The sequence below is a fragment of the Olivibacter jilunii genome, assembly GCF_900607235.1.
Classification (GTDB): Bacteria; Bacteroidota; Bacteroidia; order Sphingobacteriales; family Sphingobacteriaceae; genus Olivibacter; species Olivibacter oleidegradans.
Genome location: NZ_LR027848.1, coordinates 221,965 through 247,799 on the forward strand (window position 1 = coordinate 221,965; position 25,835 = coordinate 247,799).

The 25,835-nt window shown below is 43.3% G+C and carries 16 protein-coding genes; 7 read left to right on the top strand and 9 right to left on the bottom strand.

The window, feature by feature from the left end:
* Positions 1–3: 3 nt before the first annotated feature.
* The 5 genes from E0E36_RS00950 to E0E36_RS00970 all read left to right on the top strand — a co-directional run bounded on the left by E0E36_RS00950 (position 4) and on the right by E0E36_RS00970 (position 7,634).
* A complete protein-coding gene (locus E0E36_RS00950) occupies positions 4–1,668 on the top strand; it encodes a RagB/SusD family nutrient uptake outer membrane protein (RefSeq protein ID WP_130854437.1) in 1,665 nt (554 codons plus the stop codon).
* Position 1,669: 1 nt separating this feature from the next.
* On the top strand, positions 1,670–3,172 hold the full coding sequence (locus E0E36_RS00955) for a Gfo/Idh/MocA family protein (protein ID WP_130854438.1): 1,503 nt from the start codon (positions 1,670–1,672) through the stop codon (positions 3,170–3,172).
* Between the two features lie 81 nt (positions 3,173–3,253).
* Positions 3,254–4,123: a sugar phosphate isomerase/epimerase family protein gene (locus tag E0E36_RS00960; RefSeq protein WP_130854439.1), complete on the top strand. Its 870-nt coding sequence runs from the start codon at positions 3,254–3,256 to the stop codon at positions 4,121–4,123.
* A 70-nt stretch (positions 4,124–4,193) separates the two neighbouring features.
* On the top strand, positions 4,194–5,906 hold the full coding sequence (locus E0E36_RS00965) for a GMC oxidoreductase (protein WP_130854440.1): 1,713 nt from the start codon (positions 4,194–4,196) through the stop codon (positions 5,904–5,906).
* Positions 5,907–5,924: 18 nt separating this feature from the next.
* Positions 5,925–7,634, top strand: a complete 1,710-nt coding sequence (locus tag E0E36_RS00970; RefSeq protein WP_130854441.1) for an FAD-dependent oxidoreductase — start codon at positions 5,925–5,927, stop codon at positions 7,632–7,634.
* 25 nt (positions 7,635–7,659) lie between these two features.
* On the opposite strand, the gene E0E36_RS00975 is transcribed toward E0E36_RS00970, so the two are convergent.
* Positions 7,660–8,433 carry a LamG domain-containing protein gene (locus E0E36_RS00975; RefSeq protein ID WP_130854442.1) on the bottom strand — a complete coding sequence of 258 codons (774 nt, stop codon included), beginning with the start codon at positions 8,431–8,433 and terminating at the stop codon, positions 7,660–7,662.
* Positions 8,434–8,986: 553 nt separating this feature from the next.
* Here E0E36_RS00975 and E0E36_RS00980 point away from each other — a divergent pair.
* Positions 8,987–10,030, top strand: coding sequence for a hypothetical protein (locus E0E36_RS00980; RefSeq protein ID WP_130854443.1), 1,044 nt, complete (start codon positions 8,987–8,989; stop codon positions 10,028–10,030).
* Positions 10,031–10,053: 23 nt separating this feature from the next.
* Here E0E36_RS00980 and msrA read toward each other — a convergent pair whose 3' ends face one another.
* From msrA to E0E36_RS00995, 3 genes are all read right to left on the bottom strand, one after another.
* Positions 10,054–10,572, bottom strand: coding sequence for a peptide-methionine (S)-S-oxide reductase MsrA (gene msrA / locus E0E36_RS00985; protein ID WP_013664942.1), 519 nt, complete (start codon positions 10,570–10,572; stop codon positions 10,054–10,056).
* A 216-nt stretch (positions 10,573–10,788) separates the two neighbouring features.
* Positions 10,789–13,497 (bottom strand): DNA gyrase/topoisomerase IV subunit A, encoded by a 2,709-nt coding sequence (locus tag E0E36_RS00990; RefSeq protein WP_130854444.1) that lies wholly within the window; start codon positions 13,495–13,497, stop codon positions 10,789–10,791.
* A gap of 627 nt (positions 13,498–14,124) precedes the next feature.
* Entirely contained in the window at positions 14,125–14,340 is a 216-nt protein-coding gene (locus E0E36_RS00995) for a hypothetical protein (protein ID WP_130854445.1), read from the bottom strand.
* A 372-nt stretch (positions 14,341–14,712) separates the two neighbouring features.
* Between E0E36_RS00995 and E0E36_RS01000 the strand changes: the two genes are divergently transcribed.
* Entirely contained in the window at positions 14,713–16,356 is a 1,644-nt protein-coding gene (locus E0E36_RS01000; RefSeq protein ID WP_130854446.1) for a M28 family metallopeptidase, read from the top strand.
* 70 nt (positions 16,357–16,426) lie between these two features.
* Here the strand turns inward: E0E36_RS01000 and E0E36_RS01005 are convergent, their stop codons facing one another.
* From E0E36_RS01005 to E0E36_RS01025, 5 genes are all read right to left on the bottom strand, one after another.
* Complete coding sequence (locus E0E36_RS01005; protein WP_130854447.1) at positions 16,427–17,416, bottom strand: potassium channel beta subunit family protein; 990 nt, start codon at positions 17,414–17,416, stop codon at positions 16,427–16,429.
* Between the two features lie 191 nt (positions 17,417–17,607).
* Positions 17,608–19,485 carry a RagB/SusD family nutrient uptake outer membrane protein gene (locus E0E36_RS01010; RefSeq protein WP_013664937.1) on the bottom strand — a complete coding sequence of 626 codons (1,878 nt, stop codon included), beginning with the start codon at positions 19,483–19,485 and terminating at the stop codon, positions 17,608–17,610.
* 11 nt (positions 19,486–19,496) lie between these two features.
* Positions 19,497–22,757, bottom strand: a complete 3,261-nt coding sequence (locus E0E36_RS01015; RefSeq protein WP_013664936.1) for a SusC/RagA family TonB-linked outer membrane protein — start codon at positions 22,755–22,757, stop codon at positions 19,497–19,499.
* Between the two features lie 344 nt (positions 22,758–23,101).
* Positions 23,102–23,941: a formyltetrahydrofolate deformylase gene (gene purU / locus E0E36_RS01020; RefSeq protein ID WP_130854448.1), complete on the bottom strand. Its 840-nt coding sequence runs from the start codon at positions 23,939–23,941 to the stop codon at positions 23,102–23,104.
* A 4-nt stretch (positions 23,942–23,945) separates the two neighbouring features.
* A complete protein-coding gene (locus tag E0E36_RS01025) occupies positions 23,946–25,826 on the bottom strand; it encodes a DNA topoisomerase IV subunit B (protein WP_013664934.1) in 1,881 nt (626 codons plus the stop codon).
* Positions 25,827–25,835: the final 9 nt, after the last annotated feature.

A 25,835-nucleotide genomic window follows, 5' to 3' on the forward strand; every position in this document is an offset into this window, starting at 1 on the left:
ACAATGAAAAGAACGATAACGTATATAGTCATAACGGCTTTCGGCCTTATCGCCAGCTGTAAGCGTGACTTTTTGGAAAGAGACCCTTACGGCGTACTGGACGAAACAGATTATTTTAAGACCGACGGTGCCGGCTTAAAGTTGGTGACGGGCTGTTACCAACCAATGCAAGACGGATGGGGTTACACCGTTAACAAAGTAGCGATTGGCGATGAAAGTGTCGATAATGCCGATGCGGGAGGTTCCGATCCCGGCGATCGGCCGCAAACAACGGAAGTAGGGCGCGGTCGACCTCTTTCTTCCAATCCCCTATTATTTGAAACGTGGAGTAATCGATATCGTGGTATTGGCAGATGTAATATCGCCCTTGATGCGCTGAAACGAGAAAGAAGTAACTTAGTGGAAAACGGAGCACCCCTTCCAAGTGAAGCACTTGCCCGTTATTTTGCCGAAATAAAGTTTTTGCGCGCTTGGTATTATTTCGATTTAATTACTGTATTCAAGGAAGTTCCCCTCTTAGTTGCTGTTGAAGACCCTTCTACACGAAAGGGGAAGGCCAGCATCGAAGAGCTCCGCAACCAGTTGTACATCGATTTAGACGAGGCTATTGCCGAGCCCAATTTTCCACGATCGTCCGAATTACCCGACAATGAAACCGGACGAGCCACCAAAGATGCAGCTTATACGCTTAAGGCACGAGCTGCACTTTTTTTTGCCGGATTAATGGAACAGGGCAAAATGGAGGGAGATGCATTAGGTGAATATCTCATCGCAAAAGAAATGGCGGGAGAGGTCGTTAACAACGGACAGCTCCAATTGCTACCCGATTTTCAGGACTTATTTAGAGGTGATTATCAAGTCGGCCCCTTCTCAAAGGAATGCATTTTCGGTGTGCTGCGAAAATTCGATCCAGCTTTTGGCTTAGCGGGCGACCCCTTTGCTATTATGAATGTAGGCAGAAATAATGTAGGCGGCTGGGGAGGAAATACCCCAACGCGCGATCTGGCAGCGGCATATGATCCGGCTGATCCACGCAAAATGTTTACCATTATCAGTCATAACGACATTTTCAAAACTTCCAGCGGAGGAGAGGAAATACACAACTATCGCGGTTATTTTAACGACTATAATTTGCAACAGAGTCGTAAAGCCTTTGTACCACAAGCCTATCGGCAACAAAACGACTTGCAACGTAGCAATTGGCAGCCGTATTGGATCCGCTATTCCGAGGTATTGCTTATCTATGCAGAAGCCATTATACGAACAGGTGGCAATCACGCAGAAGCATTGAACTACCTGAACGAAGTACGTCACCGTGCCTACGTAACGACCTCCAAAGTTGATGAACCCGCTATTTATCGCTTGTTTGCAACCGGTCTCAAAGCCATCGATGAGGCTACTTTTGCAAGCCGTTACGCCATAAAGACCTCTGATGATATCTTGCAAGCCATAAAGAAGGAGCGTCGATTCGAATTAGCCCTCGAGGGATTCCGACTATACGATCTAATACGTTGGGGTGAATACGCGAACACTATGAAAGCCTTCCACCAAAAATACGGCTTTGCCGATAAAGGACGTGATGCCAGTGAAAACAGCTGGCCTTTCCCTATACCTCAAATTGAAATTGATCGCTCCAATGGAGTATTAGTACAAAACAGCAATTACTAACATGGATTTAACACGAAGAAAATTTATAAAAGAAAGCACCGCCTTGGCGGGATTCACCATTGTTTCCAGTCATGTCTTGGGTAAAACTTTGGGATACGTGGCGCCTAGCGACAAGCTGAATATAGCCGGCATAGGTGTTGGCGGCATGGGTCGCCGCAATTTAGCTAACATGAACACTGAAAATATTGTCGCCCTTTGCGACGTAGACTGGAAATATGCACAAAAGACTTTTCAGGATTACCCGAAGGCAAAACAATATAAAGATTGGCGGAAACTATTTGATGAAATGGGAAATTCTATTGATGCCGTTATGGTAGCAACTCCCGACCACAATCATGCCGTCATTACTGCCCATGCTATTACTTTGGGAAAACACTGTTACACGCAAAAGCCGCTTAGCCATTCTGTATATGAATCGCGTCTCTTAACCAATCTAGCCTCTAAGTATAGAGTAGCCACACAGATGGGTAACCAAGGCAACTCTTTTGACTGGTGCCGACAGGTTGCCGAATGGATTCAATCCGATATTATCGGAGAAGTGGAAGAAGTACACTGTTGGACCAATCGCCCGATTTGGCCACAAGGATTGATGCAACCCGGCGATGCCATGCCTGTGCCAGATACCCTTTCCTGGGATCTTTTCTTAGGCCCCGCCAGCAAACGTCCGTACCACAGTGTTTATACGCCCTGGAACTGGAGAGGTTGGTGGGATTTCGGTACCGGCGCATTAGGCGATATGGCCTGCCATATTATGGATCCCATTTATTGGGCTTTAGATTTAAAGTACCCCATTAAAGTTAATGGCAGTTCAACGCTCAGTAATTTGTATTCACCACCTCATGCACAAATGGTGCAGTATACTTTTCCGGAGCGACCGAAAAAAAGAAAAGTAAAAATGCCGGAAGTAAAGGTTCATTGGTATGACGGGGGATTGATGCCCGAAAGACCGGTGGAACTCAGTCCCGGCATGATGTTAGGCGACGAGAATGGTGGTATTCTCTTCATTGGTAAAAAAGGAAAAATCATGACCGGATGTTATGGCATGAACCCAACCCTTTTACCAGTGAGCGAAATGGAACATTTTGAGCAGCCGACGCCTTGGATTCCGCGGATTAAAGGTGGAAATGGAGATATTTGGAGTACCAATGCCCACGAGCAGGAATGGATTCGCGCAGCCAAGGAATCTCCGGAAAATCGCACGGAGGCCAGTTCGCATTTTGGATTCTCCGGACCATTTAATGAGATGGTGGTGATGGGTGTATTAGCTGTTCGACTACAGGGCCTACACCGCGACCTGCTGTGGGATGGTGAAAATATGACCTTTACCAATATTGGAGATCAGGATAAAATCAACATCGTTTCGGTGGACGAGTTTAAAGTAGTTGATGGTGATCCCCGATTTGATCGTCGTTTTACGGAGTTCGGAGCTAAATCCATTGCAAACGAATGGATAAAGCATACTTACCATAACGGATTCCAATTGCCCGAAATGCCGATCGACTAATATGGTTTAATAAGTAATCGCCGGTGTCGTTGATCTGTTATGCGATCGACGGTACCGGTCTTAAATATAAGAGAATTCATCATGAAAAGATTAGAAAGGAACCTGATAACCGTATTTTTTACCGCCTGCTTAATTCTATACAATTTTCATTACGCGGCAGCACAATCCCCAGAGGTAAAGACCGATTGGAAACTTGCCGTCCAGTCGTATACCTTCCATAAGTTTACACTGATGGAAACCTTAGATAAAGTACAAACTTTGGGACTGCACTACCTTGAAGTTTACCCGGGGCATCCCTTGGGCGCAGGGTTTGGCGAATTAAACTTTTCGCCGAGTTTATCAAAAGAAAATCAAGAGAAATTAAATCAAGAGGCTGCAAAACGAGGTATAAGGATCATTGCCATGGGAGTGGTTGTAACGGAAGCTGCCGAATGGGAAGCTTATTTTTCCTTTGCCGCAGCCATGCATATGGAGTACATTAGTGCCGAACCGGCCTTGGCCGATTGGGACTTGGTCGAAAAGCTTGTCAAAAAGTATAATATAAAACTGGCTGTCCATAACCATCCCAAGCCTTCATTGTATTGGAGTCCTAACGATTTATTGAAGGTGATCGGTCACCGCGATGCGAGGATCGGCTCTTGCGCAGATGTGGGCCATTGGAGACGAGAAGGGCTGAATCCGCTGGAATGCCTTAGGAAGTTAAAGGGGCGTATACATGCACTCCATTTCAAAGACATCACCTCTGGTAAGCGTTCAGCGCACGAGGAAATGCCCGATACAATCTGGGGTACCGGCATACTCGATGTAAAAGCTATGTTAGCTGAACTAAAACAACAAAATTTCAAAGGAACCTTGGCCATCGAATATGAAAACAATTGGGAAAATTCGGTACCTGATATACAAAAAAATTTAACTTATTATTCCCAGGCTTTAAAGGAAATTAATCCATAAAGGCACAAGCTAAGCATCTGTAACAGGAAATAACTAAATTGCTGCAGGTATCATTATAAACAAAAAGAGCATGAATATATCGGGGAAGGCGAAAGCGCAGCACACGTATGATGTCATTGTAATCGGTTCGGGCATCAGCGGTGGTTGGGCGGCCAAAGAATTTTGTGAGAAAGGGTATAAAACGTTGGTATTAGAACGGGGTCGAATGGTCAAACACCTGGAAGATTATCCTACGGCGATGCAGGATCCTTGGCAATTCACACATCGAGGAGAGCTACCGGAAGCGGTGACGACTAACAATCCCATTGTGTCCCGTTGCTATGCTTTTGACGAAACAACACAACACTTTTTTGTAAAAGATCAGGAACACCCATATGTGCAGGAGAAGCCGTTCGACTGGATAAGGGGCTATCAAGTTGGCGGCAAGTCCCTACTTTGGGCACGACAAACGCAGCGTTGGAGTGATTATGAATTTGAAGCCCCGGCACGGGACGGTTTTGCGATAGACTGGCCCATTCGCTATAAAGACCTGGCACCATGGTACAGTTATGTAGAAAAGTTTGTTGGAATCAGCGGGACCAAAGATCAGATTCCGAACCTTCCCGATAGCGAAGTGCTTCCTGCTTTCGAGATGAATGCTCTAGAGAAGCACCTTAAAGAACGAATAAAAGCCTCTTATCCCAATCGCCATGTCATCATTGGTCGTTGTGCCCACCTCACGGCACCACAAAAAATTCATGTAGCCCAAGGAAGAGGCCAATGTATGGCTCGGCACCTCTGCCATCGGGGATGCCCATTCGGTGCTTACTTTAGCAGTAATTCATCCACACTACCCTGGGCCGATGCTACAGGTAATCTGACCTTATTGACCAATCAAGTGGTGGAATCTATTCTGTACGATGAACAAAAGGGCAAAGCAATCGGTGTGCGTACTGTGGATAGCAAAACAAAACTTGTAAAGGAGTTTTATGCACGCATTATTTTTGTTAACGCATCCGCTCTTAACACCAATCTTATCCTATTAAATTCGAAGTCAGCCCGCTTCCCCCAAGGGTTGGGCAATGACAACGGCTTACTTGGCCATTACATTGCCTTTCATAATTATCGTGGCAATATATTGGCCAGCTTTGATGGGCTTCGCGATCAATATTATTACGGACGACGCCCCACCAGCATTTTTATGCCTTCCTTTCGCAATGTATTCCGGCAGGAGACCGACTTTCTACGAGGTTATATGATCGCCTTCAGCGCTAGTAGAGCAGGATGGAGCCAACAGCTGGAAGGAATTGGAAGTGATTATAAAGATCAACTCACAGAGGCCGGTCCGTGGCAGGTTTTCATGATGATGCAAGGAGAAACCATCCCTCGATATGAAAATCATGTCCGCCTAAGTAACCATGAAAAAGATCCGTGGGGCATTCCGCAATTGATTACATCCGTTGACTATACGGATAATGACGTAAAACTTATGCACGATTTTCTGGAACAGGGCTCTGCTATGCTCGAGCAATCCGGTTGTAAGGTCGCAGCAAGGATTGACCGTAAAGATGCACCGGGCTTGGATATACATGAAATGGGCGGGGCACGCATGGGAAAGGACCCCAAAACATCGTTGTTGAATAAGTGGAATCAACTTCATCAATGTAAAAATGTATTTGTTACCGATGGTGCCTGTATGACCTCAACCGGTAATCAAAATCCATCCCTGACCTATATGGCACTTACAGCAAGAGCAGTAGATTATGCCGCTACGGCACTTCAAAAGAACGATGGAACCGTTTGACATCCATAAATTCCAAATATGAAAAGACGAGATTTTATAACAGGCATCACTATAGGCAGCACCTTTTTAGCCAATATCCCTTACCTATCAAATGCATCAGCTCATGCGCATGAAAAGCACAAACAGAAAGAGCTTAAGTCCGACATTGTCATCGTTGGCGGAGGCTTAGGCGGATGCGCGGCAGCTTTAGCCGCGCTGCGCCATGGATTGTGCGTTACACTGAGTGAAGAAACCGATTGGTTGGGAGGTCAGCTCAGTCAACAAGGCGTACCTCCCGACGAGCACCAATGGATTGAAACCCATGGTGCACCCGCCTCATACCGCGCTTTTCGTGATCGCATACGTACGTTTTATAAACGCAATTATCCATTAACGACCGAAGCAAAACAGCGCACCCATTTAAATCCCGGAGATGGTTCCGTTTCACGCCTATGCCATGAGCCTAGAGTGGCTGTTGCCGTCCTATTGGAGATGTTAATGCCTTATTTAAGCTCCGGTAAATTAACCTTACTCACGGATTATCGAGTTATAAAAGCCGCTATTCATCAAGATCAGGTCACCGCAGTACTTGTGAAACATCGGCATGAGGATCATGAACTTACTTTAAATGGTCATTATTTTATCGATGCTACCGAGCTCGGTGATCTGCTCCCATTAACCGGTACGGAATACGTTACAGGTACCGAATCCAAAAAGGAAACGAACGAGCTGCATGCCCCGGAAGTCGGCAAGCCTGAAAACCAACAGGCTTTTACTATGTGTTTGGCTATGGACTATCAACAAGGAGAAAACCACGTGATTGATAAGCCGGAACAATATGATTTTTGGCGTGATTTCATACCGAAGATGGTCCCCTCCTGGTCGGGTAAATTGTTGGATCTCTCCTATTCCAATCCGCGTACATTGCAGGCCACTACACTCGGCTTCAATCCAACCGGTGAAGCGACCAATAAAGCGTTAAACCTTTGGAATTATCGAAAAATCATCAACAGACACAATTTTTTACCCGGGGCCTTTGGCGGTGACCTCAGTATAATGAATTGGCCACAGAACGATTATTTTTTGGGTAACTTGATCGATGTACCGCCCGCCGTATATGCAAAGCACCTGAAAGCAGCAAAGCAGTTAAGTTTATCCCTATTTTACTGGTTACAGACGGCCGCTCCAAGGTCCGATGGTGGTGAAGGGTGGCCCGGCCTTCGTTTACGGGGTGATGTATTAGGGACCGCTGACGGGTTAGCTAAGTACCCGTATATACGCGAATCGAGACGAATAAAAGCAACCTTTACCATTCTCGAAGAACATGTGGGAAAGGAAAACAGAGGTTTGGTTGCCGGACAATCCGCAGCTAGTAAAGCCGCTGATTTTTTTGACAGCGTGGGTATCGGGTACTATCATATCGATCTCCACCCGAGCAGTGGTGGCGATAATTATATCGATTTTAGTTCGCTCCCCTTTCAAATTCCTTTAGGTGCATTCCTTCCCATACGCATGAAAAACCTGCTCGCCGCCAATAAAAATATTGGAACCACTCATATTACAAACGGCTGTTATCGTTTGCATCCCGTGGAATGGAGTATCGGAGAAGCCGTTGGTTTGTTAAGTGCCTATGTTATTCGAAAGAAATTAACACCCCATCAGGTTAGAAATGATCAGCAGCTATTGAACGATTTTCAGCGTTTCGTTCGAAAGGAAGGGATAGAGACCAATTGGCCGAACGCTATATGAGAGCCCAAAGTCCAAGAACATTATTTTATTTAGTATCCATATACAGGGCCTCGACTTCTAGATCGCTAAGTCGTCTGTTATAAAACCTAAGGTCATCCATTTGTCCCTTGAAATATGTTAAATAATTTCCTGCGTGGCTGCCATAATTCCATTCTGCCCCTACCGTTTCCTGATTAACATCGTCTTTCTCGGCCAGACTCCAATTGGGCAAATATAATGACGATAGCTCTTTTTCATTATCGACATAGACTTCAACCAGTTCTTCGGCATCGGACCAACGCACAACAATGTGATGCCAAGAATTAGGACGGAGAACAGAATCTGTGTATAATGGCTCCGGCCACCCTTCGCCGGTGGGCACTCCCCATCTAAAAAGCGAAAGAAGCGATATTTTTCCTTCTTCAATTACAAGTCTATATCGGTATAAGGCAAGTGTATGAACACCGCCAACAAAAAGCGGTAATTGCTTATTTAAATGAACATCTGGACTCTGTAACCAAAAAGAAAGAGTACCGATTGAATCAGCTAAGCCAGCATCCAGATCCAAATAATTTCCATCTAGACAAAGTGCGGAATTAGGGTTTCCAAAACGGTCAGTTGTATATTTTGCCCCATGTGTATCATAATTTAAGCCTGATATCGTTTCAATGCTATTTCCGGAAAATGGGAAGTTATATCGCAAGCCATTTCGCAAATCAACGTCTTCAACTGGATCTAACCTCGCCTCTTTATTACAGGAAAACAAAATGATTAAAGTTATTAAACTGACAAAATGGTGAAGGGTAAATCGTGTTTTCATAAGGTTTTTTTATTCCGAAACCAAAATTATCTAAAAGACAGAGATTAAAAATCTCAATTCCGGCATCTGTAAAAAAAATGTATATTTTAACTTTCCAATCTGCACATTATTGCACTATAGCTTGATTTATTCTTTCCTCCATTCCTCACTCTCATCACAAAAAATAAAGCGGATATCTCACGACAACCGCTTTACACTAACTAAACTAAACAACTATATAAACAATCTATATAGATACTTTATGAACAAAAAAACCTAACGTTTATAACCTTAACTCGGAATAAAAGAATCCGGCTTCTACAATGTGTTATGAAACCGGAAACTTTAACCAACCAAACCAAACATGAACCATGTTATTTTTCAAGCCTACAAACTTCTTTTATTTAGAACGATTATCGATAGTGCAAGTATAAAGTTTATTTAGAACAAGTACAAATAATAAAGTTATTTTCATGATATCCCCTTCATTATCAATATCATTCATTCTACTACATAGGTATGCGGTAAATTTATTTTATTTTTGTATTACCTTACCGTTTCTATTCTAAACTTTATGATTAAAATAGGTTTTCGATCGCCTTTTAGGCTATTGCTTTTCATCCCCGCCTTGCTAGCACTTGCGGGTTATTCCTGCGCTCAGGTTAATACGGTAAGCGACAAGCTGGCGCTCGCAGATACCTTACAAAGCCAAGCAAGCTTCGATGATACGACAGTGGATAGTATCAGTTACTACCAAAAGTTACTAGCACTTGCCAATGGCGATACGGCAAACCGATGGCCAGTGAGTCCACAGCCCTTGCCTTTAAAAGGCGCTTTGCTTCCCGAACATCGGATTATCGCTTACTATGGAAACCTATATTCTAAGCGCATGGGAATACTAGGTGAACTTCCACCGAAAGAAATGATCAGGCGGCTCAATGAGGAAGTTGTACGTTGGAACGATGCCGATAGCAGCACCAAAGCCATTGCCGCCCTGCATTATATCGCGGTAACCGCCCAAAGTGACGCCGGTAGAGATGGTAAACACCGCCTGCGCATGCCCGACAAACAAATAGATTCCGTTCTGAATATTGCTCGGCAACATGGTAACTTGCCTGTATTTTTAGATATACAAGTCGCCTTAAGTACTTTGCAGGAAGAGATTCCGAGGTTGGAAAAATACCTGCGACTGCCTCAGGTACATTTGGGAATCGATCCGGAATTTTCAATGAAGGATGGGAGCAAACCCGGTACCCGGATCGGCAGCTTCGATGCCAGGGATATCAATTATGCGGCCGATTTTTTAGCTCGTTTAGTAAAAGAAAGCCAATTACCTCCAAAATTACTCGTTGTACATCGTTTCACTGCCGGTATGGTGCGAGACTATAAGAACATTAAATTACGCCCCGAAGTGCAGGTTGTTATCGAGATGGATGGCTGGGGACCTCCCGCTCTAAAGAAAGCAACTTACCGCCAATTTATCTACCGGGAGCCCGTGCAATTTACCGGTTTTAAATTATTTTATAAAAACGATTTAAAACAGGCTCCAAAAAGAATGCTGACTCCAACTGAATTATTGCAGTTGAAGCCAGCACCAAGTTATATACAATATCAATAATACATGCCTAATTGATCGATCACTTAGGCTTTTTCCAAGCTCTTAAGAAATTTTTGCAATTTGGGTTGTATTACAGCCGCGCAATAAGGATTATCCGGGTTATTATTAAAATAGTCGTGGTGATAGTCCTCTGCTTCATAAAAAGTTCTAGCCTCTACCACCTCTGTTACAATGGGATCGTCAAAAATCTTCTCTTCTGTCAGTTTGTTGATTAAGGTCTCGGCCTCAAACTTTTGTTCCGGGCTATGATAAAATACCGCTGAACGGTATTGCGTTCCTATATCGTTCCCCTGTCTGTTCAAGGTAGTGGGGTCATGGGTTTTAAAAAATATGCCCAATAGTTTCTTATAAGAGATCTTTTGCGGATCGTAGTCAATCTGTACTACTTCTGCATGCCCGGTTTCTCCTGTACAAACTTCCTTATAAGTGGGATTTTCTTTATGTCCTCCCATATAGCCGGGTAGCACGGAATTAACGCCGTCAAGCTGCTGAAAAATAACCTCTGTGCACCAGAAGCAGCCTCCTCCAAATGTCGCCTTCATAAACCTAAATTAAGAATCCAAAGTAAATACCATCCCACCGGGACGGTCGTAAGCTGCCAGCCGTAAGCTATCAGCTTTCATTATTGTTATCAATTTATAAAATTTTTCACACTTTAAGCCAGTTGGTATAACATATGACTTAAGGCTTGCATTTAAACCGCTTAGTCATCGATCTTATACTTTTGCTCTTAGTAACAGGCAATTTGCAGGAGATCATTAAAACAATGATTGTTGTCCACTATCATCCAAGTCGATATCATCCGGATTGGTAATTTCCAAGTCAATTTTTGGCTTTGGCTTCTCGGATGGCTCCGAAGGAGCTACCGTTTCGTCCTCTACCCTTTCCTCATCCGGGTCTGCTATTGCATCTTCCCTCTTTTTCTCTTCATCATGTCCGGTTACATACGCTTCTTCTCCAGACAACAACGTAACTTTTTTGACATCGTGTGAACTAAGCCTATTTCCCTGTGCCTTCATTCCTTTCACATCAACAATTTCATTCAAATGTTGTTCGATTGTTTCCGGAATTTGCGTCTTTCCTTTTAATACATCCAATTTAATGATTGGATCCTTTCCATTTGTAAGAAGTACCAATTTAGAACCAGCCTCCTCGTTGATAATGGAGGTTGTTTTACCGACGGGTGTATTTTCGAAAACGAATCGTTTTACGAGGTAGTTTCCGGTCTTGCCATCGATATGTATTGCAGTAAAAACTTGCTCCGGATTATATTTCTCAATTCGCAGCATTTTCGGATCGAAATGATTCGTAAGCTCAAAACTGCTTAAGCTATAGGTGCCATCGGGCATTACGATCAATATGCGATCATCCCCATCAAATTCGCCTAAATACTTCCCTCGGCCATCTACATTCAACCGATTCAGCACCTCATCGAACCAGATTTTCCGTCCGGCTAAGGTAGAGACACCCTTTGATTTCAGGATAATCTTCTTAATGGGATATTTGCTAACAATGTTACCCTGCGAGGCCCTACCCTTAATCGCAATTTCGGCAAAGTCTAGATCAAACTGTAGTTTTCTCAGTTTGGAATGCGGCTTAAGCTGTACATTTACTATCTCAGCCTCCCCGTTCGGATTTGCAGTAAAATAAAGCACCTTTGATCCTTTACTTCCTTTGGTCAGATCGTATTCCTTATCTCTCGTAACACCTAGTATCGAAAAGCGTTTGACATAGGATATACCTGTTTTTGCGTCCCGATAGATCATGTTATAGACCGTACGCTCATCTCCCTTTTTGAAAACACCAACATGAATGATATCCTTCCCAACAAACACTTTATCCTGCACTTTGGTTACCAGGCAAGTACCGTTCTCTAGGAATGTGATAATATCATCGATATCCGAACAATCACCAACATATTCATCTTTCTTTAAACCTGTTCCAACAAAACCATCTGCTCGATTTACGTATAGCTTAACATTGGCTAAGGCCACTTGTGAAGCTTCGACTTTTTCGAATATGCGAATCTCTGTTCTCCGCTCACGACCTTTACCATATTTATCCTTCAATTTTTGGAACCAGGCGATTGCATAATCCGTTAGATGCTTAAGGTTGTATTTGACTTCCTTTATCTCATCCTCTAAAACTTTCATCTGCTCATCCGCCTTTTTCACGTCGAAGCGGGTGATGCTACTCATCGGTTTATCGATTAGTTTTTTATAATCCTCAGGAAGTATTTCGCGATAGAAGCGGTCAAAGAAGGGTGTGAACAAACGATTTAAGACGTCCACAACAATCTCAAAATTACCCGCGTTCTCATAATCAGGATGCTTATACATCCCTTCCTGAATAAAGATCTTTAGTAAGGAGCTGAAGAAAATCTTTTCCAGCAATTCATTTAGGCGAATCTCCAATTCCTGCTTGAGTAGACCTTTTGTATGTTTTGTATTTTCGATAAGCACATCATTAACACTCATAAAATGTGGCTTATCATCACGAATGACACAGGTATTCGGTGATATAGAAACTTCGCAATCAGTAAAGGCATAAAGCGCATCAATTGTTACATCCGGAGAAATCCCGGGGGCTAAATGCACTACAATTTCCACTGTTGCGGCTGTATTATCTTCTATTTTTTTGATTTTAATTTTACCTTTATCGTTTGCAGCGATTACGCTATCGATCAAACCTCCGGTTGTAGTTCCATAAGGGATTTCAGTAATAGCTAGGGTCTTTTTGTCGCGCTCTTCAATGCGTGCTCTCACTTTTACCTTTCCACCGCGCATGCCTTCGTTATAGGCGGAGACATCAGCCAATCCACCTGTCGGAAAATCCGGCACAAGGTTGGGGCGTCCGCCACGAAGAACTTCAATCGATCCATCCAGCAATTCTACAAAGTTATGAGGCATAATTTTCGTAGCCAAACCGACCGCAATACCTTCAGCACCTTGAGCTAATAATAAGGGGAATTTAACCGGTAAGGTAACCGGTTCACGATTTCTACCATCATAACTCAATTGCCACTCGGTGGTATCCGGGTTGAAAACAACGTCATTGGCAAATTTACTCAGACGTCCTTCTATATAACGAGGCGCTGCTGCAGAATCACCCGTTGTAGGATCCCCCCAGTTTCCCTGACAATCGATGAGCAGATTTTTCTGCCCGATCTGAACCATGGCATCACCAATTGAGGCATCGCCATGTGGATGGTATTTCATGGTATTACCGATCACATTGGCGGCCTTGTTAAAGCGCCCGTCATCCATTTCTTTTAATGAATGGAGAATACGACGTTGTACCGGCTTTAAACCGTCGTTGATATGCGGCACCGCCCGATCAAGTATGACATACGAAGCATAATCCAAAAACCAATTCTCGTACAAACCGGATATTGGAATCGTTTGGTTATGGCTTAAAGCCTCGTCGTTATTTCCTGAAAGTTCGTTATTGTCTGTTTCTTCGCTCATTTTTTTATAGCCTTTAGGTATTAGCTTTTAGCAATTTGCTTACTATTTCCGATGCCATTTTTTGTCATTGTGACGGTAATAACTCCTTAAAGCTATTCATGACATCATTAAGCGCCGTAAAAATACTAAACATTTTGGTATTTAAGAGAGGAATTATGGGTAGCAAGTTCAGCATTTCAAAAGGAACTTTTATTTAGTTACTTTTATTCGTTATTGTTTGTTTTAAAAGGCACTCATGCTACTTCGTAGTTTTTTCGCGAATTCATTCTTTTTAAAGGAGCTCAAGCTTTTTCAAGGTCCGTAAAAGGTAACCAAAACCTACCGTAGGAAGCTCATGAACACCTTTAAAATAAGCAATGTGTGAATAAACTCATCGCTTGGAACTTTGCTACAGACAGACGTAAAATCATATCCGTCCAAAACGTTAAATAATAATTAGGAAATATGGGAGCTCCGTTGGTCGGTTTACTTAAAAAATAGAACGATTATTTTAACTTCTTTCTTTCTCCGCGAAATAAAGAAGCAAAGAAAGCTCGCCGCTTTAAAATTTACAGGAACGGATCGTGCCTCCTCGTGCTATTTGTAAATTTTGGAGGCGGCATTTTTTAGAACGTAGGGCTTTTACTTTTAACCGGACGTATTATTATCTTCAGCCCTAATATAGCCCTGTGCGTGGGTAAAATGGCCTTGGAGGATACCGAAGCAACGAGCAGCAAAGCATTTGCATCGCTGATCATGTTGCACTACCCAAGCGGATTGAGGAAGTGAAACGGCTCCAATACGCGCCATGAATGCTTTGCCATCAGATGCAAGGTAGCCTACACACGCCTTGATTTTGCTCAACTTTTATCAAGAAAAGTTGAATAAAATAATCGTTCCTTTAATATAAACAATTTATCTATGTGTTAAATTGATCCCTGTTTTAGGTTAGAAAGCCGATAGTCATATTAAATTTATACCAACACCCATGGAAACTTTTGCTTTCCCAATAAAAATAGAGCCTCTTATAGCCGAAAACCTCCTCTTTTTTGTCCAGAAAATTTATTTTGGACAGGTGTGACGTAAAATAAAATTGACTAAAATAAACGTTTTTAATACAAACACCATCGTAGATGCTAAAAGCGAAACGCCTGTTTTAGTGAAAAAGCCAATAATCACATTCCTTTATTTGTATCCTATGCCCGAATGGGTTAAATTTAAATTTTATTTTACGACATGAAGAAAACTGTATACGCATTAGCGCTTATTATTCCCTCTTTATTCGCTTGTAACAGCGGAGAAAAAGGGGCTGGTACAACCGATTCAGCGGCTTTTAAACAAATCGATGAAGCAAGTCTTGCACAATATGTGAAGGATTTATCGAGCGATAGCCTCGAAGGTAGAAAGCCATTTACCAAGGGAGAAGAAAAGACCATCCAGTATATCAAACGGGCTTTTGAAGACATAGGCCTCGAACCGGGGAATAAGGATAGTTATTTCCAGGAAGTGCCTATGGTGGAAATTAAATCAAATCCGAAAGCCATTCTGTCCTTTACGGGATCTAAAGGGAAAGTAGATTTTAAATTGCTAGACGAAGTTGTTTTAGGTAGTCGAAGAGTTCAGCCTGCTATTGAAGTTAAAAGCTCGGATGTGGTATTCGCCGGATTCGGTATCGTTGCTCCGGAGTTCAACTGGAATGATTATGCAGGACTCGATGTAAAAGGAAAAACAGTTGTGGTCATGGTAAATGATCCCGGATTTTACAACAAGGACCTATTCAAAGGAGAAACGATGACTTATTACGGTCGTTGGACCTATAAATTCGAAGAAGCGGCCCGGCAAGGTGCGACAGGCGTGTTGATTATTCATAATACAGAAGCTGCAAGTTACGGGTGGAACGTGGTAAGAAGCGGCTGGAGTGGACCGCAGCTCAATCTACAAACCGAAGACAATGGCGCTTCGAGATGTGCTTTTGAAGGTTGGTTAACTGCCGATGCCACCAAAAGGCTATTTGAACTTGCCAGCGTGTCCATGGATGTTTTGGAGCAAGCTAAAAAGCCGGGGTTCAAGGCGGTAGACTTAAAGCTAACGACAGGCACCACCATTACGCAAGAAACGAAAAAGTCCATGTCCAATAATGTAGTAGCAAAATTAAAAGGAAGTAAACGTCCGGATGAATACATTATATACTCGGCACATTGGGATCACCTAGGCATCGGAGAGGCCATCGAAGGCGATTCTATTTATAACGGTGCGGTTGATAACGCCACCGGCGTAGCAGGTCTATTTGAGATTGCAAAAGCCTTTAAAGCTGCAAAGACAGCTCCTGAGCGTTCGGTACTTTTTATTGCTTTGACAGGCGAGGAAGAGGGATTATTGGGATCCGAGTTTTACGCAACCCATCCGATTTATCCATTGGCAAAGACAGTAGCCAACATTAATATGGATGCTTTAGCACCCATTGGCAGGACTAAAGATCTCATTGTAACCGGGCTCGGACAATCGGAAATGGACGACTATGCGGCAGTTGCAGCAAAAAAACAGGGAAGAACAATTAAACCGGATTCGAATCCATCTGCCGGACATTTCTTCCGTTCAGATCATTTCAATTTTGCAAAGGTTGGTATACCCGCATTATATCCAAGTACCGGCGATGATGTATTAGGAAAGGGCGAAGAATTTGGTTTAGCACAAAAAGAAGCATATAATGAAAAACGCTATCATCAACCTGCTGACGAATTCGATGACGCATGGAAGTTGGATGGTATGGTAGAAGATTTACGCTTATTCTTTGATGTGGGCTATACGCTGACTCAGGAAAGCAGCTTTCCAAAATGGAAAGAGGGCTCGGAATTCAAAGCGGCCGGTGAGAAACGCTAATTGCGTGTTGCCAGTTATGGGTTGAAAGCTTTCGGCAACTTGTAACCCGTAACTGGCAACTAACTTATACTTAATATTCCGGCAATAGCGGTGCCGTTCCCATAATATCATCAATTTTCGCCAATAACTCAGGTGTTAATTTTGGAAGGATTTCCAAGGCCTTTAGATTTTCTTGAAGCTGGCTATCCTTTGTTGCACCAAGAATCGCGGTTGTCACATTTGAATTCGTAAGCGTCCAGGCAATGGAAAGAGTTGCCAAACTGGCCCCTAATTCATCGGCTACCTTTTTCAGGTTCTTCACAGCTCCGAGCTTTTGATCCGTATAGGACTTATCTTTCAGCCATTCATAGCCTTCCAGTGCCAAACGCGACCCCTCCGGAATGCCTTCATTGTACTTCCCGGTTAATAGCCCCGAAGCCAAGGGGCTCCAGATGGTAGTTCCCATGCCAAGATTACGGAAGATAGGCAAATAATCAACCTCTATTTTTTGTCGATGGAATAAGTTGTACTCAGGCTGCTCAACGGCCGGCGGTTCCAAGTTCAATTTGGCAGCAACGGCATAGGCCTCTACAATTTCCGCAGCGCTCCATTCACTGGTACCCCAATAGAGAACCTTCCCCTGCTGAATTAATGTGTTCATAGTACGAACCACTTCTTCCATCGGTGTATTTTTATCAGGACGATGGCAATAATAGAGATCAAGGTACTCAACCTGTAAACGTTGCAAGGCTTCGTGACAAGCTTCCACGATATGCTTGCGGCTTAATCCATACTGATTTGGCTTTTTATCGGGTCCTTTCCAGCCGAAGAAGACTTTACTGGAGACAACATAGGAAGAGCGCTCCCAGCTTTTTGCTTTTAACACCCTTCCCATCATTCTTTCTGATTCACCTCGTGAGTAAACTTCCGCATTATCAAAAAAATTAACCCCGGCGTCATAAGCGATACCCATTAGACGGTCACTTAAGGTATCATCCACTTGCCGCGCAAAGGTTACCCAAGAACCAAAGGACAGTGCACTTAACTGTAGCCCCGTACGGCCCATTCTTCTATATTCCATACTGTTATTGTTAACTGATTTCTGTAAAACTAATGAATGGCCGTAAAAGTTTTGAAAAAAACGGAAATGATGACAGGAAGCTGATTCGTTAGTAGAGAAATAGTTGAATGGGGAACTAAGCGTTTAAAAAAAATCACCCAGCCGAATAGTGACTGGGTGATCCATTTTCCGAGGTCTCTTTTCGTTAAAAATTAGTACCCTGGATTCTGTACTAGCTTTGCATTTCGATTCATTTCGTCGCGATGGATACTAATAAAGTACATTTTATCTAACCATTGGCGGTTTTCGATACCGGGATCGAGCTCCGAGGGCGTATACGTGTAATTATAATTTTCGGGGTCGTACTTATAAACACGCACCTGCTTACCATCTTTCAGCGTTCCAAATATGCGGATGATTCTGATTTTGTTTCCTAAAGTTGTAGGCGCAATCATCCATCTTCTCGCATCAAAGAAGCGATGTTCTTCGTAGGCTAACTCTACCCGTCTTTCATTTCTATAACGTTGCCGCAGTGCATCACCGGATTCGGTTACTGCCGGCATGCCTGCACGGAAACGAATTTTATTTAACCAGTTACGCGCCTCTCCATCTTCGCCCAATTCTATACAGGCTTCTACGTAGTTTAATACGGCTTCTGTGTACTTCAATACCGGCCAGGGGATAAATTGACGCGTGTTTTGGTCAACCACAGCCGGATCCGGATCGGTAAATTTGCGGAAGTAATAACCGGTATGCGTGCCGTTCCAATCTTCAATTGGACTGTTTCTGGTATCCAATCCATATTGCGTCACCACTTGTCCGGAAGCATTAGTTACCTGATACTGCCCTGTCTGTATCTGATTATTAGGATCGCGTCCTTTCACATCATCCGTACGTGGTTTCCAATCCGATCCATCGTGTAAAATGGTGGCATACATTCTGGGATCCCTATTTTGGTAAGGGGCGGCTTTATGTACGGGGTTATCCCAACTAAAGCGCGAGCCATCGATCATCTCGTAATCGTCTACCAAATTCTGTATTGGCGTATTTCCTGCCCAGTTATGATAACCATTCGGTCCATTATTTCTTCCGAGCCAGTTACCTGCCTCGTCTTTCAGGTCGACGAAAAAGCGTCCCAATAGTATTTCTCGTCCACCATCTCCCGCAACGGCCCTGCTACCACCCCCCAACGACAACACCATGTAGTTTTCCGTTCCTTCTTCCGGACTAACGGGACCCGTTAAGTCCATTTTATAGGCAAATGCCGACTGGTCCACTACTGCCTTTGCAGCATCTTTCGCTTTTTGCCAGCGCTCCATCCGATTTCCACTTACATAGCCCAAGTATTCCTTATTACTATAACCTGCTATGGTTGGGGATTTAGCGGAGGCCGTAGGTATATCATGTAAATCGCTCGCAGCATATACCAGTACTCGAGCCTTCAATGCCATCGCCGCCACATTGGTTGCCCTACCCGTGCTCGCTGTGAGCCCGTTCAATAAATTAATCGCCGTATCACAATCCGCTACGATGAAATTGACGCATTCCTCATACGTATTACGAGGAACGGTATAATCTGCTTCCCCTAATTCATAAGGACGATTAATGAGTGGCACTGCTCCATAAAAACGAAGCAATTGCTGATAATAATAGGCTCTTAAAAAGTGTGCTTCTCCCTTTAAACGCTCTACCAGGTTATTGGTATTTTCAAACTGTGGCGTCGCTAGATTTTTCAAGGCAATATTGGTTGCCCGGATGCGCATGTAGAGCGAATCCCATAGATACGTTCTCTTGATCATCCCTTGATCAGCGGGGTTTGAACGAGATTCTGTAATGGTATTTATTCCTCTTCCGGGATGGGTAAACATCGATTCGTCGGTCATGGACGACTGCATTTCTTCTTCAAAGCCCCCCTGCCCGATTCCATTATACATCTCAAGGATAAATGCTTCTGCCAGACCGGCATCACTCCATACCACTTGTTGAGGCACTTCGGTCATCGGCTCCGTGTTCAAAAAATCAGTTTTACAGGAGACTATTCCCAGTAAAAACAAGGCTATAACACCTAATATTCTATATGACTTCTTCATGATTTCTTTCATTAAAAGGTTACCGCCAATCCTGTATTAATAATGCGTGATTGCGGATAATACTGTCCCAATACGTTGGTTGATTCCGGATCATAAGCCTTCATTTTACTGAAGGTTAGCAAATTGAATCCACTTACGTATACCCTCAGGTTACTGATCCCTATTTTTTCGCCGATTGTGGTTGGCAGGGTATAGCCTAATTCCAGATTCTTCAAGCGGATATAGTTAGTGCTTTGCAACCAATAGGTATTGTTATAGGAATAGTATTGATCGCTCCGATCTGTAATGCGTGGATGTTCGCTGCTTGGGTTGTCAACCGTCCATCTGTTTTCGTAAAATTCCAATAAGTAGTTCCCGATGGCCCCCGATTCGTCCGAACCGACCCGGAGTTCACCACCCATAGCACCTTGGAATAAGATAGTCAGGTCGAAGTTTTTATATTGCATACCAATATTCAAACCACCCTGAAAAGTAGGCTGTCTATTCTTATCACGCCGAACACGGTCGTCCGGTGTAATTTTTCCATCTCCGTCAAAATCTTGATACTTCATGTCCCCCGGACGTAGGTTATTGGTAATCGCACTATAATCCAATGTATTAGCCGCAATATCAGCCTCATCGCGGAACACACCGTCATAAATATAATATAGTTGAGCATCTGTTACCCTTCCCGTTGTACGCTGCCATTCAGGTGCCCCCGGTGCTTCGTCCCAAAACTTGATTTTGTTTTTGGTATAACCTCCATTGACGTTAATGTTATACTTAAAATCTCCTGCTGCACCATTATAACCAATATTGAACTCCCATCCTTTGTTATCCACTTTTCCGATATTTTCAGCAGGTAGTGTCATACCGGTACTTTGCGGTATCGAAGCATTTCGCTGCCATAAAATATTCGAACGTTTATTCATAAATACATCAAACTCAAAATTGATCTTACCATCGAGGAGCTGACCGTCCAAACCTAAGTTATAATTATCAGCAACTTCCCATGTTACCATTGTGTTAGGAACACGCGATTCATATAATGATTTAACCAATAAACCATCAACGATATAGGTGCCGTATCCATAGGTTGAGTAATACTGGTATTCTTGCAATCTAGCGTCATCCTCTAAGTATTGCCCTTCTGCGTAGTTATTTTTGAAGTATATATTATCATTACCCATTCGACCCCATGAACCGCGGAGCTTTAAATAGTTGATGAAAGAAATATTCTCTTTCCAGAAATTCTCTTCTGAGATTCGCCAACCTGCGAGAACACCCGGGAAGAAGCCGAAACGACTGTTTTCCGGGAACATATAAGAGCCATCGTATCGCCATAGAAATTCAGCAATATATTTTTCTTTATAGTTATATCCAACCCTACCAAAATAATTCAGTCTTGCGCGTTTCCAGGCTCCGCCGTTGTTATTCTTTTCGCGCTCTCCTCCTGCGATCAGCTGATCAATAGCGGTTGAAATAAAATAGCGTCTGTAGGCATTGAAGTTTTCGTTATCGATCGTTTCGCGGTTCACCCCTGCCATTACATTAAAGGTATGATCACCGAAAGAGCGGTCGTAATTCAAAACACCTCCGAGAAGAATGTTTAATTGATCTTCGTTTGCCTGTGTCAAGCGAGGATCGGCAGGGCCACGTCTACCACGCACCAGTTGCGGTGTTACCCCATCGTCTTCATATGCTCCTTGCCAAGTATAAAGATTCCAGGGAGTCTCCCATTTCTTCGATTGCTTGATATATTTATCAATGGCCGCCGTACCTGTAAATTTCAACCCTTCAATCCAAGGGAAGGTAATATCGACCTGGCCATTTGTTTGAAAAAAGTACTGCTTATTATTGTCGTAACCGGTTTGGTCGGTTGTGATCACTACGGGATTCTCTCCGTTTTCTATATCAGGACCGGGTAAACCATTTGGCCAAAAGGCAGGCATGGTAGGATTACCACGCATCAACATCCTGAAAATAGTTCCGGCGGATTTAGTTGGGTAATTCCTGTTTTCCTGACGTCCCAATACACCGATTTTCGTTGTCACATACTTACTGATTGTTGCGTCGAGGTTGATCCGCAGATCATATTGCTTATAGCCGGTAGCTGAATTTTTGTAGTAACCATCTTGATTTTGATAACCGATGGACGTTAAATATTTAAAGTTATCAGAACCACCGGTCAACTGTACATTATGTCTTGCCTGAGGCGACCAATTTTTCAGCGTAGCATCGTACCAATCGGTATTGGGATGTCCCCATGGGTCGGACCCATCTTTGAATTTTTCGAAATCTGCCGGAAGAAATGGTGCGGTAAGAACCGATCCGTTGGAGCGCGTGTAGGAGCCTGTTTCTCTAAAGGCGCTGTTTGCTGCCTGCCATTCGTTCACAGGAAGTTTAAAAACCTCCAGTTCATTCCGCATTTCGGCATACTGCGCAGCGTCTGCCAATTCGGGGATCACCGTTGGTTGCGCAAAGCCTTGATTGTAGGTATAAGATAGAAGAGGTCGGCCGGACTTACCTCTTTTGGTTGTTACTAGTATGACCCCGTTAGCAGCACGAGCACCATAAATAGCTGCTGCAGCATCTTTCAACACCGAAATGTTATCTATATCTGCCGGATTCAGCCGTTCAATCCCCCCTTGTCTTGCCGGTATACCGTCAATAACAATGAGCGGGCTACTATTTCCCAAGGTATTTGTTCCCCGGATCTTAATGTTAGAACCATCACCTCCCGGCTCGCCGCTGCTTTGAGTTGCGATGACACCAGGCATTCTACCTGCCAATGAATTTGAGACATTGAGCGAAGGTGACTTGACCAATTCTTCACTTTTTACTGATACGACCGAACCGGTAACGGTTTCTTTCTTTTGTGTTCCATAACCCACCACCACGACCTCGTCGAGATTGGCAATATCGTCCTGAAGGGTGACGGTTATTGATTTGCGGTTATTTACGGGCTCTTCCAGTGTTTTATAGCCCACCATGGTAAAAACCAAGGTAGCATTAGCCGGCACCCCCTCTAAGCTAAATTTCCCGTCGACATCGGTAGTTGTTCCTTTTTGTGAGCCCTTTACCAATACACTTACACCGGGTATTCCCTCGTTGCCTGTCATGGAATTGACTTTTCCGGTGATTGTTGATTGTTGCTTAACGGCCGAGAGATTATCCTTAACTTCCCTCGCTAGCCAATTGGTTTTTGCCAAAGCTTCATAAGGTGCGTGAAATCCCGCTACCAAAAGAGCCCCGCATAATACACGCTTAAAATCACTTCGATTTAAGTTCATAATAGCTGGTTTGTTTATAATGTTAAAAGTCTATAATTGTACTAATCACAATTATTCCGCGCGACTAGTAGAATCATATGTTAGTTTATTGGTTTTTGTAAATTCTAATAAAGTTCTAATTCGGTTGCCGTAAACATAAACAATGATCCTATAGGATGCAAGAAAAAATTAGAAATTGTGTATAAGTTACAATAAGTAGTAAAGAAGTATTTTTACTTATGGAAAAAAGAGAAACGTCCTGTTCGAGGGATTGGAAAATATCTACAAAAAAAAGCGATTCGTGGATGAATCACTTTGCAGAAAGGAGGGCCTTTGGCTTACATAAGGCGCACCTTAACAATTAATTACTCAAAAACAACCGTTTTATTACCGGTTACAAAGACTCTGTCCTCGATAATCAACGACAGTGCTTTACTTAAAACCGCCTTTTCTATTTCTTTTCCTGCTTTGCGCATATCGTCAGCTGTATACGTATGGTTGACCGGTTTTACGTCTTGTGCAATAATCGGTCCTTCATCCAGATCGTCTGTTACAAAATGGGCCGTAGCACCGATAATTTTTACCCCGCGGGTATATGCTTGCTGATAGGGGTTCGCTCCAATGAAGGCCGGTAAGAAGGAATGATGAATGTTGATGATCTTTCCTTGATAATGCGCGATAAAAACAGGTGATAAAATGCGCATGAACTTGGCTAATACAACATAATCCGGACTGTAGCTATAAATTGTTTTATGCAGCTCCTTTTCAAATTCATCCTTTGTTTTCCCTTCATGGCTTACAAAGTGATAAGGTACATTAAAACGCTCGGTAAAAGACCGCAGGTGATCGTAATTTCCGATAACGCAACAGACATCGGCACCCAGTGTATTGAAAAAATAGCGCACCAGTGTATCGCCCAAGCAGTGCGGTTCTTTGGTGACCAGTATGGCAAGGCGCTTCTGTTTTGGCGGATTCACCTTTACAGAAGCACCTTTAGGTAGGATCATCAATAACTCCTGCATTAATTTTTCAGGGTCAACGGCCTTTCCCATGCAAACGATGCGCGAAAAAAAACGTTTGGTACTTTCGTCCACATACTCACGCATGGTAGTTATATTCAAACCATATTTTGCTACGACGTGTGCGATGGACGAAACTAAACCGACCGCATCGGTACAGTGAACAAGTATCAGGGTCTGTTCCATTTCGTTAAACCGCTGCCTTCAATTCATCGGCAAGCTTAGCGGCCGCAGCCTCTTCTTCTAAAACATCCTGCTCGATACGTAGGTTGTTCACGATATGTTTTTGCCGATCCGGCGTATTTTTACCCATATAGTATTCAAGCAATTGCTGAATTTTCTGATCTTTGGACAAGATCACAGGATCTAAGCGCATGTCTTTACCAATGAAAAGACCAAACTCATCGGGCGAAATCTCTCCCAATCCTTTAAATCGGGTAATTTCCGGCTTGCCACCTAATTTTATAATCGCCCGTTGACGCTCTTCATCACTATAGCAATAGATCGTTTCCTTTTTGTTTCTCACCCGGAATAAAGGGGTTTGCAAAATAGAAACATGTCCTGCCTTTACCAAATCAGGAAAAAATTGCAGGAAAAAGGTCATTAACAATAGGCGTATGTGCATTCCGTCAACATCTGCATCTGTTGCAATCACAATATTATTGTAGCGGAGACCGTCTATACCATCCTCAATATTCAGGGCATGTTGGAGTAAATTAAACTCTTCGTTCTCATACACCACCTTTTTCGTTAGCCCAAAGGCGTTCAAGGGCTTCCCCTTCAAACTAAATACCGCTTGTGTTTGTACGTCCCTGGATTTGGTAATAGAACCACTGGCAGAATCACCTTCGGTTATAAATAAGGTAGTTTCCTGATTACGCTCGTTTTTATCGTCATAGTGAATCTTACAGTCGCGTAACTTTCTATTATGCAGGGAGGCTTTTTTTGCCCGCTCGTTGGCCAATTTCTTGATGCCGGCTATGTCCTTACGTTCCCGTTCAGATTGTAGAATACGCTTCAATAAAGCGTCCGCCGTATCGGGATGTTTGTGCAAGTAATCGTCCAGCGATTTCTTTACAAAGTCGTTAATAAAGGTGCGCACGGTTGGTCCATCGGGGCCGATACTTTGCGATCCCAGTTTAGTTTTCGTTTGCGATTCAAAAACAGGTTCCTGCACTTTGATGGCAATGGCCCCAATTACGGAAGCCCTGATATCCGATGCATCAAATTCCTTTTTATAGAACTCACGTACGGTTTTCACGACAGCCTCTCTGAAGGCAGCCTGATGCGTACCCCCTTGCGTAGTATGCTGCCCATTTACGAAAGAGTAATACTCTTCTCCATATTGTTGCCCATGTGTCAACGCGATCTCAATATCCTCTCCCTTTAAGTGAATAATGGGATAGCGCATACCTTCCACATCAATATTACGCTCTAATAAGTCGCGCAAGCCATTTTCCGAAACAAATTTTTGTCCGTTGAAATTTACCGTCAATCCCGTGTTCAGGAACACGTAATTCCAAATCATATTTTCAACGAACTCGGGCCTATATTTATAGTTTCTAAAGATGCTATCGTCTGGAACAAAGGTGACCGCGGTGCCATTGCGCTGCGTGGTTTCTTTTTCCTCATCTTTCAAGAGTTCTCCTTTGCTGAATTCAGCAATACGCGTACGACCCGCTCGATACGATTGTACGACAAAGGATGAAGAGAGCGCGTTGACTGCTTTCGTACCGACTCCGTTTAGTCCCACCGATTTTTGAAAAGCTTTGCTATCATATTTTCCACCTGTATTGATCTTGGAGACAACATCAACCACACTTCCGATCGGAATACCACGACCGTAATCGCGTACGGAGACTTTTAACTCACTGACACTGATATCGATTGTTTTTCCCGCCCCCATTACAAATTCATCAATGGAGTTATCAACCACTTCTTTCAAAAGCACATAAATTCCATCATCGTATGCTGATCCATCGCCCAACTTACCGATATACATACCTGGCCGCAACCGGATATGTTCTTTCCAATCGAGCGAGCGTATACTGTCTTCGTTGTAATTTGTCATATTTTAGTT

Coding starts and splice junctions, on each gene's coding strand:
- E0E36_RS00960 (WP_130854439.1), top strand. CDS start 3,254: ATGAAAAGATTAGAAAGGAACCTGATAACCGTATTTTTTACCGCCTGC.
- E0E36_RS01000 (WP_130854446.1), top strand. CDS start 14,713: ATGAAGAAAACTGTATACGCATTAGCGCTTATTATTCCCTCTTTATTC.
- E0E36_RS01025 (WP_013664934.1), bottom strand. CDS start 25,826: ATGACAAATTACAACGAAGACAGTATACGCTCGCTCGATTGGAAAGAA.
- E0E36_RS00975 (WP_130854442.1), bottom strand. CDS start 8,433: ATGAAAACACGATTTACCCTTCACCATTTTGTCAGTTTAATAACTTTA.
- E0E36_RS00955 (WP_130854438.1), top strand. CDS start 1,670: ATGGATTTAACACGAAGAAAATTTATAAAAGAAAGCACCGCCTTGGCG.
- msrA (WP_013664942.1), bottom strand. CDS start 10,572: ATGAAGGCGACATTTGGAGGAGGCTGCTTCTGGTGCACAGAGGTTATT.
- E0E36_RS00950 (WP_130854437.1), top strand. CDS start 4: ATGAAAAGAACGATAACGTATATAGTCATAACGGCTTTCGGCCTTATC.
- E0E36_RS00990 (WP_130854444.1), bottom strand. CDS start 13,497: ATGAGCGAAGAAACAGACAATAACGAACTTTCAGGAAATAACGACGAG.
- E0E36_RS00965 (WP_130854440.1), top strand. CDS start 4,194: ATGAATATATCGGGGAAGGCGAAAGCGCAGCACACGTATGATGTCATT.
- E0E36_RS01005 (WP_130854447.1), bottom strand. CDS start 17,416: ATGGAATATAGAAGAATGGGCCGTACGGGGCTACAGTTAAGTGCACTG.
- E0E36_RS00980 (WP_130854443.1), top strand. CDS start 8,987: ATGATTAAAATAGGTTTTCGATCGCCTTTTAGGCTATTGCTTTTCATC.
- E0E36_RS01010 (WP_013664937.1), bottom strand. CDS start 19,485: ATGAAGAAGTCATATAGAATATTAGGTGTTATAGCCTTGTTTTTACTG.
- E0E36_RS00970 (WP_130854441.1), top strand. CDS start 5,925: ATGAAAAGACGAGATTTTATAACAGGCATCACTATAGGCAGCACCTTT.
- purU (WP_130854448.1), bottom strand. CDS start 23,941: ATGGAACAGACCCTGATACTTGTTCACTGTACCGATGCGGTCGGTTTA.
- E0E36_RS01015 (WP_013664936.1), bottom strand. CDS start 22,757: ATGAACTTAAATCGAAGTGATTTTAAGCGTGTATTATGCGGGGCTCTT.